We start from the raw sequence: 17,671 nt of genomic DNA on the forward strand, positions 1-17,671 counted from the left end.
GGGGTAGCATGCAATTCGATAATATTGACAGTGCTTTAATGGCTTTAAAAAATGGAGAAACAATTATTGTAGTAGATGATGAGAATCGTGAAAATGAAGGTGATTTAGTAGCGGTCACTGAATGGATGAACGATAATACCATTAATTTTATGGCGAAAGAAGCAAGGGGATTAATATGCGCACCAGTGTCTAAAGATATTGCACAACGTTTGGATTTGGTACAAATGGTTGATGATAACTCCGACATCTTTGGTACGCAATTTACAGTGAGTATTGATCATGTAGATACAACAACAGGAATTAGCGCTTATGAACGTACATTGACTGCCAAAAAGCTCATAGATCCTAGTAGTGAAGCTAAAGATTTTAATCGTCCTGGTCATTTATTTCCATTAGTGGCACAAGATAAAGGGGTGTTAGCTAGAAATGGACACACAGAAGCGGCTGTTGATTTAGCTAAACTTACTGGTGCCAAGCCCGCTGGTGTCATTTGTGAGATTATGAATGATGACGGCACGATGGCGAAAGGACAAGATTTACAAAAGTTTAAAGAAAAACATCAATTAAAGATGATTACGATTGATGATTTAATTGAATATCGTAAAAAATTAGAACCAGAAATTGAATTTAAGGCAAAAGTGAAAATGCCTACAGATTTCGGAACATTTGATATGTATGGTTTTAAAGCGACTTACACAGATGAAGAGATAGTTGTACTGACAAAAGGTGCAATTCGACAACATGAAAATGTACGCTTACATTCTGCGTGCCTTACAGGCGATATTTTCCATAGTCAGCGTTGTGATTGTGGTGCTCAACTTGAATCGTCTATGAAGTATATCAATGAACATGGCGGCATGATTATTTATCTACCTCAAGAAGGTCGTGGCATAGGATTGTTAAACAAATTACGCGCATATGAATTAATTGAGCAAGGATATGATACAGTAACTGCAAATTTAGCATTAGGTTTTGATGAAGATTTGCGAGATTATCATATTGCTGCACAGATTTTAAAATATTTTAACATCGAACATATCAATTTATTAAGTAATAATCCAAGTAAATTTGAGGGATTAAAACAATATGGCATTGATATTGCAGAAAGAATTGAAGTTATCGTACCAGAAACGGTACATAATCATGATTATATGGAAACGAAAAAAATAAAAATGGGTCATTTAATATAGGAGGACTTTAACATGAATTTTGAAGGTAAATTAATTGGAAAAGATTTGAAAGTTGCAATCGTAGTTAGTCGATTTAATGATTTTATCACTGGAAGATTACTTGAAGGTGCAAAAGATACTTTGATTCGACATGATGTTAATGAAGACAATATTGATGTAGCATTTGTTCCGGGTGCGTTTGAAATTCCTTTAGTAGCTAAAAAATTAGCCTCATCAGGAAATTATGATGCAGTAATTACATTAGGATGCGTAATTCGCGGTGCTACGTCTCATTATGATTATGTTTGTAATGAAGTCGCGAAAGGTGTTTCTAAAGTAAATGATCAAACTAATGTACCAGTCATATTTGGTATTTTAACGACTGAAAGTATTGAACAAGCTGTGGAAAGAGCAGGTACTAAAGCTGGCAATAAAGGTGCCGAAGCAGCAGTAAGTGCAATTGAAATGGCTAATTTATTAAAATCTATAAAAGCATAGAGCGCTGTAGTGAGTTCATAATCAAAGATTTATAAATGATTCAGAACTGCCTATATAACATTTAGGAGCCTAGAACATTGATTATTGTTCCAGACTCCTAAATTATTGTTTATGCCATGTTCTATTTACGGCATAAATTTTTAATTGTACTTAAACCTAACATAACTGTAGCTCCTAAAGCTGCAATTATGCCAACACGTTTTAAGCCAGCAGGTTTCACAAATTCTTTTACAGCAAGAGATAGGTTTTGTGGGCGTTCTGCTAATCTTCTCATAAAATACGCAAACCAATCATCGCCATAAGGTACATAGATAGTGAAATTATATCCTTCATTTGCAATTTCTTCTGCTAACTCTGATCTAAAACCATAGAGCATTTGGAATTCCATACGATCTTTTTCAATGTGATTTTCTTTCATAAATTGTTTTACATGATTAATGATGCGATGGTCATGTGTTGCAATTGAAGTGAAATTGCGTGCGTTTAACAAACGTTGTTCAATTATCTTGATGTAATTTGCATCTACGTCTTCCTTAGATTGAAATGCAATTGATTCGTTTTCTTTATATGCACCTTTAACCAAACGTAATCGTAAATCTTGGTACTTATCAACTAATTCATGGCTATCGTATAAATATGCTTGAATTACAGTACCAACATTTCTAAATTCGCCTTTTAATCGATCTAAAACTTGAACAATTTGTTGCAGGCTAGCATATTTTTCAGTATCAATATTTATATGCATATTGTTGTAAGTATTTGCTTTAAGTAAAATCTCTCTTAAATTTTGGTAAGCTAATTCTAAGTCGAATTCTGCACCTAACTGACTCAATTTAACAGACATATGTGCCTTTACGCCATGTTGATGAAGCGCGTCCATAATAGTTAAAATTTGTTCTTTAGCATGATTACTTTCTTCAACTGTACCGACAAATTCCCCTAAATTGTCTACCGTAACAGCGATATTCTTGTCATTTAAGTATTCGATTGTATTAATTAACTCTGGAATTGTATTTCCGGCAACGACTTTATTGGCACCCAAACGTGGGCCCACTTTTTTTGCTGCGTTGTTTAAAAAACTATTATTAGATAATCCGATAAAAAAATTCTTTAATAGTGCCATTGCTACTCCTCCAAACCCTTGTGTTTACAATAAGTTTAGCATGAAAAAAATATTCGAGAAAGCGTTTTCATCAAAAACAATCAAAAATAATTATGTATAATTACACTATTATTGATGTTGATTTCATTTGTATATAATAATATGGACAACAATAATACTATAAATAGAAATCTACATAGTGAATTTGCTATAATTATGTTATTGAAGATTAATGAAAAAGGGGCAGTATAATAATGTGGAAGTGGGAAGCTGAAAATGATGCGAAAGGCGTCGTTGTTATTGCTCATAATATATTAGAACATACGGGAAGATATGCATATGTTATTACGATGTTAAGAAGAAATGGCTATCATGTGATTATGGGAGATTTGCCTGGTCAAGGTCAAACTTCAAGAGCTAATAAAGGACAAATTGAAAACTTTCAAACGTATCACGAAAGTTTGCTAGACTGGTTAAAGATAGCTAATGAATATAAAATTCCTACTTATGTATTAGGGGTAGGACTTGGCGGTTTGATTTTATTAAATTTACTTGAAAAAGTAGAATTGCCAATCGAGGGGATGATGTTAATTTCTCCTATGCTAGAACTTCAAAAGAATGGAAAAAATCGTAAAGATAAACTTGTTTCAAATATAGGTAAAATTTCAAAAGACACACGTTTTAATGTTGGTGTAGAACCAAAAGATTTAACACGTAATTTAGAAATTGTTGAAGAAACAGTTAACGATGGTTTAATGTTAAAAAAAGCAACGTATCATTGGTATAATACAATTAATGAGACGATGAAAGATACGATGGCTCATATTCATGACATTCAACCAATGCCAACACTATTAATGTATGGAACGAAGGATTTAATTGTTGATACTAGGGCAATTGATGAGTTTAAAGAAAAATATCAAACACCTGAATTATATTTTAAAGCTTGGCAAGGTTTTTACCACGAGGTTCACAATGAGCCAGAACGCGATGAAGTAATGCGTTATATTCTGACTTTCTTAAATAATAGCGTCAATACAATGGGCTTTATTGTTGAAGATGACGAAATTGTAGAAATTTAATATTCTAAAAAGATGAGACAGTAGATGCTCATCTTTTTTTACTTTTTTAAGGTTGAGAATGTATATCACATTTTATACACATTTGATTTGTAAGAAATGTTTTGATTTATACAAATCATATCTTGAAAAATAACCAATTTAGCCTCATTCGGTTTGATTTAATTTGTTAAATTTAAGGCTAACTAATTAATTTAGTTTAATCAATTTTCATGAGAGTTATATGTAATAAAAATTCAATGCGTATCTTTTTTGAAGAAATATATGTAGAATTGTTGCAATTTAATGGTAATATTGATATATTTTCTTTGTATATAAATTATAAAATTAATATGTAATAGAGTGATTTGTTTTATGTACTATTATCTTATTTCTAAATATTAACTCTATTGATTATTGGTTTTTATACTTATTTAATTTTATTCAACTTTGACAATTGAATAGAAAGCAAGTTTATTTACACTTGTAGTTTTATGCATAAGTTAGCACATACAAGTTTTGGGATTGTTGGGATGTTTGTTAATACTTGTATGGTAGCTAAATATGTGATTATTAATTGGGAGATGTTTAGCATGAAAAAAGTAAATAACGACACTGTATTTGGGATTTTGCAATTAGAAACACTTTTGGGTGACATTAACTCAATTTTCAGCGAGATTGAAAGCGAATACAAAATGTCTAGAGAAGAAATTTTAATTTTACTAACTTTATGGCAAAAAGGTTCTATGACGCTTAAAGAAATGGACAGATTTGTTGAAGTTAAACCGTATAAGCGTACGAGAACGTATAATAATTTAGTTGAATTAGAATGGATTTACAAAGAGCGTCCTGTTGACGATGAAAGAACAGTTATTATTCATTTCAATGAAAAGTTACAACAAGAGAAAGTAGAGTTGTTGAATTTCATCAGTGATGCGATTGCAAGTAGAGCAACAGCAATGCAAAATAGTTTAAATGCAATTATTGCTGTGTAAGTTTAATAGCATAAAAAGAGGTTTTCATTAAGTTGAAAACCTCTTTTTGTTGTTGATATTAATTTTTCAAATGTTGACTAATCAATCCTAAATTATAAATAGTATAGCGCAGCAAATGCTTAAGAAATTTTTTCTATGACACAAATGAATGGAGCATGATTACGTTGGTTTAAAAATTGATATTGCAAAACTTGCGCATGCTTTTGATCCAAAGTACTCAAGTAATCAAGCAATGCATGCTTCTCAATTTGTCCTTCGCTATGACCATGATATATAACAAGTACGATAATACCTTCAATTGACATTAATGATAGCAATGAATTAATAGCTTGGATTGTCGTGTCAGGCTTTGTCACGATAGATTTATCACCTTTAGGCAAATAACCTAGGTTAAAGATGGCTGCATCAATATGACCTTTATGTGCATCATTTATATGATGTTCAATATTTTCATGTCCATCTTTTATTAAAGAAACATGATTGAAATCCTTAACTTTATCACGTGTATTTTCCAAAGCTAAATCTTGAATGTCGAAACCATAAACATGTCCTTCTGGTACTTGTTCGGCTAAAAATAAAGTGTCATTGCCGTTACCGCAAGTTGCGTCTACAACAATACTTTCTGGTGTTATATGTTGTTTAATAAGTGTTTTTGAAAAAGGGAGTATACGTTCTAATTTCATTGCTTCACCTTAGACTTGTAACGCAACCCTTGATAAGAATTTCTACGTGCTAATTCGGCATCGATGCCATTTAATACTTCCCATTTATTAACACTCCACATTGGACCGACCATGATATCAATTGGACCATCACCGGTAATTCGGTGAACGATCATTTCAGGGGGAATCACTTCTAATTGATCCACAACTAGGTTTGTGTATTCTTCTTGAGTCATAAAAGTTAATAAACCTTTATCGTATTGTTTTACCATCGGTGTACCTTTTAACAAATGAAGTAAATGAATTTTAATACCTTGTACATCCATTTGTGCAACTTCTTTGGCAGTAGCCATCATCATGTCATAGTCTTCGCCAGGTAAGCCATTAATGATGTGTGTACATACATTGATATTATGCTTACGTAATTTTGCCACACCATCATAATAAGTTTTCATATCATGGGCACGATTGATTAAATCAGATGTTGATTGATGGATTGTTTGTAGTCCTAATTCAACCCATAAGTATGTTCGTTGATTTAAATCTGCTAAATATTCGACAACATTGTCTGGTAGACAGTCAGGACGCGTACCAATAGATAATCCCACAACACCCGGTTCTTTAAGTACAGGTTCGAATTTTTCTTTTAATACTTCAACTGGTGCATGTGTATTTGTAAATGCCTGAAAATAAGCAATATATTTTCCTTCGTGCCATTTCTCATGCATCTTTTCCTTAATTTCTTTAAATTGTACTGCGATTGAATCTGCACGATTACCTGCAAAGTCTCCGCTACCTGCAGCAGAACAAAATGTACATCCACCATGTGCTACAGTGCCATCGCGGTTAGGACAGTCAAACCCGCCATCCAATGCAACTTTAAATATTTTTTGTCCAAATTTATTTTTTAAATGGTAATTCCATGTGTGATAACGTTTGTTTTCAAAAGCGTATTGGAAATGATTGCCCATATGTCATTTTCCTTTCTATAAAAAAAGAGTTCTAAGTACAGATTTTAACATATTTTAATGTTATAGTGTTTATTATAGTTTGACAAAAAAGAGAGAGGAACTATGAAATATGAATATACCTAAATCAGTCTGGTGGCTAGTAATTGGCATGGCGTTAAATATTACTGGTTCCAGTTTTTTGTGGCCTTTAAATACAATTTATATGAAACAAGAACTTGGAAAAAGTTTAACTGTTGCTGGTTTAGTGCTAATGATAAATTCATTTGGCATGGTTATTGGAAACTTATTAGGTGGTTCACTATTTGATAAATTAGGTGGATACAAGACGATTTTAATTGGAACTTTCACTTGTCTTTGTAGTACAACGCTACTTAATTTCTTTCACGGGTGGCCTTGGTATGCTGTATGGCTTGTAATGTTAGGCTTTGGTGGCGGAATGATTATTCCTGCGATATACGCAATGGCTGGAGCAGTGTGGCCGAATGGCGGAAGGCAAACGTTTAATGCGATATACTTAGCGCAAAATATTGGTGTTGCTGTCGGCGCAGCAATGGGCGGCTTTGTCGTAGAATTTAGCTTTAACTATATCTTTTTAGCCAATCTTATTATGTATGTTGTGTTTGCACTTGTCGCGGTAACGCAATTTAATATTGAAATTAATGCGAAAGTTAAATATCCAACTCATTTAGATATTACTGGTAAAAAGAATAAAGCAAGATTTATTTCATTAGTACTAATTTGTGCAATGTTTGCAATTTGTTGGGTTGCGTATATTCAATGGGAGTCTACAATCGCATCATTTACACAAACTATTAATATTTCAATGGCACAATATAGTGTTTTATGGACAATTAACGGAATAATGATTTTAGTAGCACAACCATTAATTAAACCGATTCTCTATCTGTTAAAAGGAAACTTAAAGAAACAAATGTTTGTCGGCATCATCATTTTTATGTTGTCGTTCTTTGTCACGAGCTTTGCCGAAAACTTTACAATATTTGTTGTCGGTATGATTATTTTAACTTTTGGAGAAATGTTTGTATGGCCAGCAGTTCCAACTATAGCCAATCAGTTAGCGCCAGATGGTAAGCAAGGACAGTACCAAGGTTTTGTGAATTCAGCTGCTACAGTAGGAAAAGCATTCGGTCCATTTCTTGGTGGTGTATTAGTTGATGCTTTTAATATGCGCATGATGTTTATCGGTATGATGCTACTACTTGTATATGCATTAATATTATTAATGGTTTTCAAGGAGAATAATACGCAACCTAAAAAATTAGATGCATAATGAGTAAATAGAATTAACGTTATAGACTTGAAATAAATGTCGTTATAACATAATATTAATTTGTATAATTTAATTTCGTTTGGAGCTTTTCTACAGAAAGCTAGTGATGCTGAGAGCTAGTGTTAAGGACTAAATGTAAATCGTATTAATTTTAAATTGAATGAATGACATCTCTTACTATTAAAATGAGTGCACAATTTTTGTGAAATAGGGTGGTAACGCGGCAAATGTCGTCCCTATGTAAATAGAATAGTTAGAGGTGTCTTTTTTATTGAATAGGAGGAAATGTGTTGAATTACAACCACAATCAAATTGAAAAGAAATGGCAAGACTATTGGGACGAAAATAAAACATTTAAAACAAATGATAACTTAGGTCAAAAGAAATTTTATGCTTTAGACATGTTTCCATACCCATCAGGTGCTGGTTTACATGTTGGACATCCTGAAGGCTATACAGCAACAGATATCATTTCAAGATATAAGAGAATGCAAGGATATAATGTGTTACATCCGATGGGGTGGGATGCATTCGGATTACCAGCAGAGCAATATGCTTTAGACACTGGCAACGACCCACGTGAATTTACAAAGAAAAATATCCAAACTTTTAAACGACAAATTAAAGAATTAGGGTTCAGTTATGATTGGGATCGTGAAGTTAATACAACAGATCCAGAATACTATAAATGGACACAGTGGATTTTCATACAGTTATATAACAAAGGTTTAGCATATGTTGACGAAGTTGCAGTTAACTGGTGTCCTGCATTAGGTACTGTCTTATCTAACGAAGAAGTGATTGACGGTGTATCTGAACGTGGCGGTCACCCAGTTTATCGTAAACCAATGAAGCAATGGGTACTTAAAATTACAGAATATGCAGATCAATTATTAGCAGATTTAGATGATTTAGATTGGCCTGAGTCTTTAAAAGATATGCAACGTAACTGGATTGGACGTTCAGAAGGTGCCAAAGTTGCATTTGATGTTGATAATGCGGAAGGAAAAGTAGAAGTATTTACGACTAGACCAGATACAATCTATGGTGCATCATTCTTAGTCTTAAGTCCTGAACATGCATTAGTTAATTCAATTACAACTGATGAATATAAAGAAAAAGTAAAAGCTTATCAAACAGAAGCTTCTAAAAAGTCAGATTTAGAACGTACAGATTTAGCAAAAGATAAATCAGGTGTGTTTACTGGTGCATATGCAATTAATCCTTTATCTGGTGAAAAAGTACAAATTTGGATTGCTGATTATGTATTATCAACATATGGTACTGGAGCAATTATGGCAGTACCAGCGCATGATGACAGAGATTTTGAATTTGCTAAAAAGTTTGATTTGCCAATCATTGAAGTCATTGAAGGTGGAAATGTTGAAGAAGCAGCATACACTGGTGAAGGTAAACATATTAATTCTGGTGAACTTGATGGTTTAGAAAATGAAGCGGCAATTACTAAAGCTATTCAATTATTAGATCAAAAAGGTGCTGGCGAAAAGAAAGTTAATTACAAATTAAGAGATTGGTTATTCAGTCGTCAGCGTTATTGGGGTGAACCAATTCCTGTCATTCATTGGGAAGATGGAACAATGACAACTGTTCCTGAAGAAGAGCTACCATTGTTGTTACCTGAAACAGATGAAATCAAGCCATCAGGGACTGGTGAGTCTCCACTAGCTAATATTGATTCATTTGTAAATGTTATAGATGAAAAAACTGGTATGAAAGGACGTCGTGAAACAAATACGATGCCACAATGGGCAGGTAGTTGTTGGTATTATTTACGTTACATCGATCCTAAAAATGAAAATATGTTAGCAGATCCCGAAAAATTAAAACATTGGTTACCTGTTGATTTATATATCGGTGGAGTAGAACATGCGGTTCTTCACTTATTATATGCAAGATTTTGGCATAAAGTCCTTTATGATTTGGGTATCGTACCTACTAAAGAACCTTTCCAAAAATTATTTAACCAAGGTATGATTTTAGGAGAAGGTAATGAGAAGATGAGTAAATCTAAAGGAAATGTAATCAATCCTGATGATATAGTACAGTCTCATGGTGCAGATACTTTACGTCTTTACGAAATGTTTATGGGACCTTTAGATGCTGCAATTGCATGGAGTGAAAAAGGATTAGATGGGTCTCGTCGATTCTTAGATCGCGTATGGCGTTTAATTGTTAATGAAGACGGTACATTAAGTTCAAAAATTGTTACTACAAATAATAAATCTTTAGATAAAGTTTATAATCAAACTGTTAAAAAGGTAACAGAAGACTTTGAAACATTAGGATTTAATACTGCTATTAGTCAATTAATGGTATTTATTAATGAGTGTTATAAAGTTGATGAAGTTTATAAACCTTACATTGAAGGCTTCGTTAAAATGTTAGCACCTATTGCACCACATATCGGTGAAGAATTATGGTCAAAATTAGGACATGAAGAGTCTATTACGTACCAACCTTGGCCGACTTATGACGAAGCACTACTTGTAGATGATGAAGTAGAAATCGTTGTTCAAGTTAATGGTAAATTGAGAGCTAAAATTAAAATTGCTAAAGATACATCAAAAGAAGAAATGCAAGAAATTGCCTTATCTAATGACAATGTAAAAGCGAGTATTGAAGGTAAAGACATCATGAAAGTCATCGCTGTTCCTCAAAAATTAGTCAATATTGTAGCTAAATAATGTTTTAAGGAGGACTTTAAAATGAAGTCAATTACTACAGATGAATTAAAAAACAAACTTTTAGAATCAAACCCAGTTCAAATTGTTGATGTTCGTACTGATGAAGAAACAGCAATGGGATATATTCCTAATGCAAAGTTAATTCCAATGGATACCATTCCAGACAATCTTGACGTATTTAATAAAAATGAAACCTACTATATTGTTTGTGCTGGCGGTGTTCGTAGTGCCAAAGTTGTAGAATATTTAGAGGCAAATGGCATTGATGCCGTAAATGTCGAAGGCGGCATGCACGCTTGGGGCGATGAAGGTTTGGAAATAAAAAGTATTTAAAGTAGTGACATAATTTAAAATAATATTACATTTGTAATGACACCAAGTAACTTTTCGGTTGCTTGGTGTTTTTTTTGGTATGAATTGCTTTCTGTTACAAAACAATCTAAAGCGTTCTTGTTATGTTTTATTAAGATTTTAATTACAAAACGGAAACTAAATTGTAATAAAATAAAACTTTATTTTATAAAATGATGATGATAAAATTGAGTGAACTTAAAATATTGTACAAAATAATATAGCTATAAACATAATGTGAGGGAACGTATATTTTTAGCATAATTCTAAACAACACAGCAGAGAACAGACAACCAGGAGGAAAATGAAATGAATTTGTTAAAGAAAAATAAATATAGTATTAGGAAGTATAAAGTAGGCATATTCTCTACTTTAATCGGAACAGTTTTATTACTTTCAAACCCAAATGGTGCACAAGCCTTAACTACGGATAATAATGTACAAAGCGATACTAATCAAGCAACACCTGTAAATTCACAAGATACAAATGTTGCTAATAATAGAGGTTTAGCAAATAGTGCGCAGAATACACCTAATCAATCTGCAACAACTAATCAATCAACGAATCAAGCATTGGTTAATCATAATAATGGTAGTATAGCAAATCAAGCTACGCCAGCTCCAATACAGCCTAGCGCGTCGCCTACGCAAAATAATAATCATTCTGATGCTAATTCAACAGCAACAGAGACAGTGTCAAACGCTAATAATAATGATGTAGTGTCGAATAATACCACATTAAATGTACCAAATAGAACAAATGAAAATGGTTCAGGAGGACATCTAACTTTAAAGGAAATTCAAGAAGATGTTCGTCATTCTTCAGATAAACCAGAGCTAGTTGCAATTGCTGAACAGGCATCTAATAGACCGAAAAAGAGAAGTAGACGTGCCGCACCGGCAGATCCTAATGCAACTCCAGCAGATCCAGCGGCTGCAGCGGCTAATGGCACTGTGCCAGCTGGAAATACAGCGCCATACACGCCAACAACAGATCCCAATGCCAATAATGCAGGACAAAATGCACCTAACGAAGTGCTGTCTTTTGATGACAATGGTATTAGACCAAGTACCAACAGCTCTGTGCCAACAGTAAACGTTGTTAATAACTTGCCGGGCTTCACACTAATCAATGGTGGTAAAGTAGGGGTGTTTAGTCATGCAATGGTAAGAACGAGCATGTTTGATTCAGGAGATAATAAGAACTATCAAGCACAAGGAAATGTAATTGCATTAGGTCGTATACATGGAACTGATACGAATGACCATGGCGATTTTAATGGTATCGAGAAAACATTAACAGTAAATCCGAATTCTGAATTAATCTTTGAATTTAATACAATGTCTACTAAAAACGGTCAAGGCGCAACAAATGTTATTATCAAAAATGCTGATACTAATGATACGATTGCTGAAAAGACTGTTGAAGGCGGTCCAACTTTGCGTTTATTTAAAGTACCTGATAATGTGAGAAATCTCAAAATTCAATTTGTACCTAAAAATGACGCAATAACAGATGCGCGTGGCATTTATCAACTAAAAGATGGTTACAAATACTACAGCTTTGTTGACTCTATCGGACTTCATTCTGAGTCACATGTTTATGTTGAAAGACGAACAATGGATCCAACAGCAACAAATAATAAAGAGTTTACTGTAACAACATCATTAAAGAATAATGGTAATTCTGGTGCTTCTCTAGATACAAATGACTTTGTATATCAAGTTCAATTACCTGAAGGTGTTGAATATGTGAACAATTCATTGACTAAAGATTTTCCAAGTAACAATTCAGGCGTTGATGTTAATGATATGAATGTTACATATGATGCAGCAAATCGTGTGATAACAATTAAAAGTACTGGAGGAGGTACAGCAAACTCTCCGGCACGACTTATGCCTGATAAAATACTCGATTTAAGATATAAATTACGTGTAAATAATGTGCCGACACCAAGAACAGTAACATTTAACGAGACATTAACGTATAAAACATATACACAAGATTTCATTAATTCAGCTGCTGAAAGTCATACTGTAAGTACAAATCCATATACAATCGATATCATAATGAATAAAGATGCATTACAAGCCGAAGTTGACAGACGTATTCAACAAGCTGATTATACATTTGCATCATTAGATATTTTTAATGGTCTGAAACGACGCGCACAAACGATTTTAGATGAAAATCGTAACAATGTACCATTAAATAAAAGAGTTTCTCAAGCAGATATTGATTCATTAACTAATCAAATGCAACACACGTTAATTCGAAGTGTTGATGCTGAAAATGCAGTTAATAAAAAAGTTGACCAAATGGAAGATTTAGTAAACCAAAATGATGAACTGACAGATGAAGAAAAACAAGCAGCAATACAAGTTATCGAGGAACATAAAAATGAAATTATTGGTAATATTGGTGACCAAACGACTGATGATGGCGTTACTAGAATCAAAGATCAAGGTATACAGACATTAAGTGGGGATACTGCAACACCGGTTGTTAAACCAAATGCTAAAAAAGCAATACGTGATAAAGCAACGAAACAAAGGGCAATTATCAATGCAACACCAGATGCTACTGAAGACGAGATTCAAGATGCACTAAATCAATTAGCTACGGATGAAACAGATGCTATTGATAATGTTACGAATGCTACTACAAATACTGACGTAGAAACAGCTAAAAATAATGGCATCAATACTATTGGAGCAGTTGTTCCTCAAGTAACTCATAAAAAAGCTGCAAGAGATGCAATTAACCAAGCAACAGCAACGAAAAGACAACAAATAAATAGTAATAGAGAAGCAACTCAGGAAGAGAAAAATGCAGCATTGAACGAATTAACTCAAGCAACCAACCATGCTTTAGAACAAATCAATCAAGCAACAACAAATGCTGATGTTGATAACGCCAAAGGAGATGGTCTAAATGCCATTAATCCAATTGCTCCTGTAACTGTTGTTAAGCAAGCTGCAAGGGATGCCGTATCACATGATGCACAACAACATATCGCAGAGATTAATGCTAATCCTGATGCGACTCAAGAAGAAAGACAAGCAGCAATTGACAAAGTGAATGCTGCTGTAACTGCAGCAAACACAAACATTTTAAACGCTAATACCAATGCTGATGTTGAACAAGTAAAGACAAATGCGATTCAAGGAATACAAGCAATTACACCAGCTACAAAAGTAAAAACAGATGCAAAAAATGCCATCGATAAAAGTGCGGAAACGCAACATAATACGATATTTAATAATAATGATGCGACGCTCGAAGAACAACAAGCAGCACAACAATTACTTGATCAAGCTGTAGCCACAGCGAAGCAAAATATTAATGCAGCAGATACGAATCAAGAAGTTGCACAAGCAAAAGATCAAGGCACACAAAATATAGTTGTGATTCAACCGGCAACACAAGTTAAAACGGATGCTCGCAATGCTGTAAATGATAAAGCGCGAGAGGCGATAACAAATATCAATGCTACACCTGGCGCGACTCGAGAAGAGGAACAAGAAGCGATAAATCGTGTCAATACACTTAAAAATAGAGCATTAACTGATATTGGTGTGACGTCTACTACTGCGATGGTCAATAGTATTAGAGACGATGCAGTCAATCAAATCGGCGCAGTTCAACCGCATGTAACGAAGAAACAAACTGCTACAGGTGTATTAACTGACTTAGCAACTGCAAAAAAACAAGAAATTAATCAAAATACAAATGCAACCACTGAAGAAAAGCAAGTAGCATTAAATCAAGTAGACCAAGAATTAGCAACGGCAATTAATAATATAAATCAAGCTGATACAAATGCGGAAGTAGATCAAGCGCAACAATTAGGTACAAAAGCAATTAATGCGATTCAGCCAAATATTGTTAAAAAACCTGCAGCACTAGCACAAATCAATCAGCATTATAATACTAAATTAGCTGAAATCAATGCTACACCAGATGCAACGAATGATGAGAAAAATGCTGCGATTAATACTTTAAATCAAGACAGACAACAAGCTATTGAAAGTATTAAACAAGCTAACACAAATGCGGAAGTAGACCAAGCTGCGACAGTGGCAGAGAATAATATCGATGCTGTTCAAGTTGACGTAGTAAAAAAACAAGCAGCGCGAGATAAAATCACTGCTGAAGTGGCGAAGCGTATTGAAGCGGTTAAACAAACACCTAATGCAACTGATGAAGAAAAGCAGGCTGCTGTTAATCAAATCAATCAACTTAAAGATCAAGGATTTAATCAAATTAATCAAAACCAAACAAATGATCAAGTAGACGCAACTACAAATCAAGCGGTAAATGCTATAGATAATGTTGAAGCCGAAGTAGTAATTAAACCAAAGGCAATTGCAGATATTGAAAAAGCTGTTAAAGAAAAGCAACAGCAAATTGATAATAGTCTTGATTCAACAGATAATGAGAAAGAAGTTGCTTCACAAGCATTAACTAAAGAAAAAGAAAAAGCACTTGCAGCTATTGACCAAGCTCAAACGAACAGTCAGGTGAATCAAGCAGCAACAAATGGTGTATCAGCAATTAAAATTATTCAACCTGAAACTAAAGTTAAACCAGCTGCACGTGAAAAAATCAATCAAAAAGCGAATGAATTACGTGCGAAGATTAATCAGGATAAAGAAGCAACAGCAGAAGAAAGACAAGTAGCACTAGATAAAATCAATGAATTTGTAAATCAAGCCATGACAGATATTACGAATAATAGAACAAATCAACAAGTTGATGATACAACTAGTCAAGCGCTTGATAGCATTGCTTTAGTAACGCCTGAACATATTGTTAGAGCTGGTGCTAGAGATGCAGTTAAGCAACAATATGAAGCTAAAAAGCAAGAAATTGAGCAAGCTGAACATGCGACTGATGAAGAAAAACAAGTTGCTTTAAATCAATTAGCGAATAATGAAAAACTTGCATTACAAAACATCAATCAAGCAGTAACGAATAATGATGTGAAACGTGTTGAAACAAATGGCATTGCTACACTAAAAGGTGTACAGCCTCATATTGTAATTAAGCCTGAAGCACAACAAGCAATAAAAGCAAGTGCAGAAAATCAAGTAGAATTAATAAAAGATACACCACATGCAACAGTTGATGAATTAGATGAAGCGAATCAATTAATTAGCGACACGCTCAAAAAAGCGCAACAAGATATAGACAATACGACACAAGATGCAGCTGTAAATGATGTTAGAAATCAAACAATTAAGGCAATCGAACAAATTAAACCGAAAGTTAGACGTAAACGTGCAGCGTTGGATAACATTGATGAAAGTAATAATAACCAACTCGATGCAATCCGAAATACGTTAGATACTACGCAAGATGAACGAAATGTTGCTATTGATACGTTAAATAAAATTGTTAATGCAATTAAAAATGATATTGCACAAAACAAAACGAATGCAGAAGTGGATCAAACTGAGGCTGATGGTAACAACAACATTAAAGTGATTTTACCTAAAGTTCAAGTTAAACCAGCAGCGCGTCAATCTGTCAGCGCAAAAGCTGAAGCTCAAAATGCACTTATTGATCAAAGTGATTTATCTACCGAAGAAGAAAGATTAGCTGCTAAACATTTAGTAGAACAAGCACTTAATCAGGCTATTGATCAGATCAATCATGCAGATAAAACTGTGCAAGTTAATCAAAATAGTATCGATGCTCAAAATATTATTTCAAAAATAAAACCAGCGACAACAGTTAAAGCAACAGCATTACAACAAATTCAAAATATCGCTACAAATAAAATTAATTTAATTAAAGCAAATAACGAAGCGACAGATGAAGAACAAAATGCTGCAATAGCACAAGTTGAAAAAGAGTTAATTAAAGCTAAACAACAAATTGCTAGTGCAGTGACGAATGCTGATGTGGCATATTTATTGCATGATGGAAAAAATGAAATTCGTGAAATCGAACCTGTTATTAACAGAAAAGCGTCTGCTCGAGAACAATTAACAACATTGCTCAATGATAAGAAACAAGCAATTGAAGCGAATATTCAAGCAACGGTAGAAGAAAGAAATAGTATTTTAGCTCAGTTACAAAACATTTATGACACTGCTATTGGACAAATTGATCAAGATCGTAGCAATGCACAAGTTGATAAAACAGCATCATTAAATCTACAAACAATACATGATTTAGATGTACATCCTATTAAGAAGCCAGATGCTGAAAAAACGATTAATGATGATCTTGCGCGTGTTACACATTTAGTGCAAAATTATCGAAAAGTAAGTGATCGTAATAAGGCTGATGCATTAAAAGCTATAACTGCATTAAAATTACAAATGGATGAAGAATTAAAAACAGCACGCACTAATGCTGATGTTGATGCAGTTTTAAAACGATTTAATGTTGCATTAGGCGATATAGAAGCAGTAATTACTGAAAAAGAAAATAGCTTACTGCGCATTGATAACATTGCTCAACAAACATATGCGAAATTCAAAGCGATCGCAACACCAGAACAATTAGCTAAAGTAAAAGCATTAATTGATCAATATGTTACAGATGGCAATAGAATGATTGATGAAGATGCGACATTAAATGACATCAAACAACATACGCAATTCATTGTTGATGAAATTTTAGCAATTAAATTACCAGCTGAAGCGACGAAAGTATCACCAAAAGTAATTCAGTCAGCTCCAAAAGTTTGTACGCCTATTAAAAAAGAAGAGACACATGAATCGCGCAAAGTTGAAAAAGAACTTCCAAATACAGGTTCTGAAGGAATGGATTTACCATTGAAAGAATTTGCACTGATTACAGGTGCGGCTTTGTTAGCTAGAAGACGTACTAAAAACGAAAAAGAATCATAATT

The 17,671-nt window shown here is 33.6% G+C and carries 12 protein-coding genes; 9 read left to right on the forward strand and 3 right to left on the reverse strand.

Annotation, left to right across the window (positions count from 1 at the left end):
• Positions 1 to 8: 8 nt before the first annotated feature.
• Together ribB and ribH are read left to right on the forward strand one after the other, a co-directional pair.
• Positions 9 to 1,190 (forward strand): 3,4-dihydroxy-2-butanone-4-phosphate synthase, encoded by a 1,182-nt coding sequence (ribB, locus tag JV528_RS06730; protein WP_001159035.1) that lies wholly within the window; start codon positions 9 to 11, stop codon positions 1,188 to 1,190.
• Between the two features lie 12 nt (positions 1,191 to 1,202).
• Positions 1,203 to 1,667, forward strand: a complete 465-nt coding sequence (gene ribH, locus JV528_RS06735; protein ID WP_001008551.1) for a 6,7-dimethyl-8-ribityllumazine synthase — start codon at positions 1,203 to 1,205, stop codon at positions 1,665 to 1,667.
• Between the two features lie 121 nt (positions 1,668 to 1,788).
• Here the strand turns inward: ribH and JV528_RS06740 are convergent, their stop codons facing one another.
• Positions 1,789 to 2,790, reverse strand: coding sequence for a proline dehydrogenase family protein (locus tag JV528_RS06740; protein WP_001196355.1), 1,002 nt, complete (start codon positions 2,788 to 2,790; stop codon positions 1,789 to 1,791).
• 111 nt (positions 2,791 to 2,901) lie between these two features.
• Between JV528_RS06740 and JV528_RS06745 the strand changes: the two genes are divergently transcribed.
• From JV528_RS06745 to JV528_RS06755, 3 genes are all read left to right on the forward strand, one after another.
• Positions 2,902 to 3,021 (forward strand): hypothetical protein, encoded by a 120-nt coding sequence (locus tag JV528_RS06745; RefSeq protein WP_014937042.1) that lies wholly within the window; start codon positions 2,902 to 2,904, stop codon positions 3,019 to 3,021.
• A 2-nt stretch (positions 3,022 to 3,023) separates the two neighbouring features.
• Positions 3,024 to 3,851 carry an alpha/beta fold hydrolase gene (locus tag JV528_RS06750; RefSeq protein WP_000266096.1) on the forward strand — a complete coding sequence of 276 codons (828 nt, stop codon included), beginning with the start codon at positions 3,024 to 3,026 and terminating at the stop codon, positions 3,849 to 3,851.
• Positions 3,852 to 4,420: 569 nt separating this feature from the next.
• Entirely contained in the window at positions 4,421 to 4,822 is a 402-nt protein-coding gene (locus JV528_RS06755; protein WP_000757543.1) for a transcriptional regulator, SarA/Rot family, read from the forward strand.
• A gap of 119 nt (positions 4,823 to 4,941) precedes the next feature.
• Here the strand turns inward: JV528_RS06755 and mnmM are convergent, their stop codons facing one another.
• Entirely contained in the window at positions 4,942 to 5,505 is a 564-nt protein-coding gene (gene mnmM, locus JV528_RS06760; protein WP_204177686.1) for a tRNA 5-(aminomethyl)-2-thiouridylate-methyltransferase MnmM, read from the reverse strand.
• Positions 5,502 to 6,455 carry a tRNA modification radical SAM protein MnmL/YtqA gene (gene mnmL / locus JV528_RS06765; RefSeq protein WP_086039760.1) on the reverse strand — a complete coding sequence of 318 codons (954 nt, stop codon included), beginning with the start codon at positions 6,453 to 6,455 and terminating at the stop codon, positions 5,502 to 5,504. The genes mnmM and mnmL overlap by 4 nt, the downstream gene beginning before the upstream one ends.
• A gap of 109 nt (positions 6,456 to 6,564) precedes the next feature.
• On the opposite strand from mnmL, the gene JV528_RS06770 reads away from it, so the two are divergent.
• The 4 genes from JV528_RS06770 to sasC all read left to right on the forward strand — a co-directional run bounded on the left by JV528_RS06770 (position 6,565) and on the right by sasC (position 17,669).
• Positions 6,565 to 7,746 (forward strand): MDR family MFS transporter, encoded by a 1,182-nt coding sequence (locus tag JV528_RS06770; protein ID WP_204177685.1) that lies wholly within the window; start codon positions 6,565 to 6,567, stop codon positions 7,744 to 7,746.
• A 287-nt stretch (positions 7,747 to 8,033) separates the two neighbouring features.
• Positions 8,034 to 10,451 (forward strand): leucine--tRNA ligase, encoded by a 2,418-nt coding sequence (gene leuS / locus JV528_RS06775; RefSeq protein WP_014532646.1) that lies wholly within the window; start codon positions 8,034 to 8,036, stop codon positions 10,449 to 10,451.
• Between the two features lie 21 nt (positions 10,452 to 10,472).
• The gene (locus JV528_RS06780) at positions 10,473 to 10,784 is read left to right on the forward strand and encodes a rhodanese-like domain-containing protein (RefSeq protein WP_000836469.1); all 312 of its coding nucleotides are present in this window, start codon (positions 10,473 to 10,475) and stop codon (positions 10,782 to 10,784) included.
• Between the two features lie 327 nt (positions 10,785 to 11,111).
• Entirely contained in the window at positions 11,112 to 17,669 is a 6,558-nt protein-coding gene (gene sasC, locus JV528_RS06785) for an LPXTG-anchored aggregation protein SasC (protein ID WP_204177684.1), read from the forward strand.
• The last annotated feature ends 2 nt before the right edge of the window (positions 17,670 to 17,671 follow it).

This window comes from Staphylococcus sp. GDB20D11A (assembly GCF_016893255.1).
GTDB classification, from domain to species: domain Bacteria; phylum Bacillota; class Bacilli; order Staphylococcales; family Staphylococcaceae; genus Staphylococcus; species Staphylococcus aureus.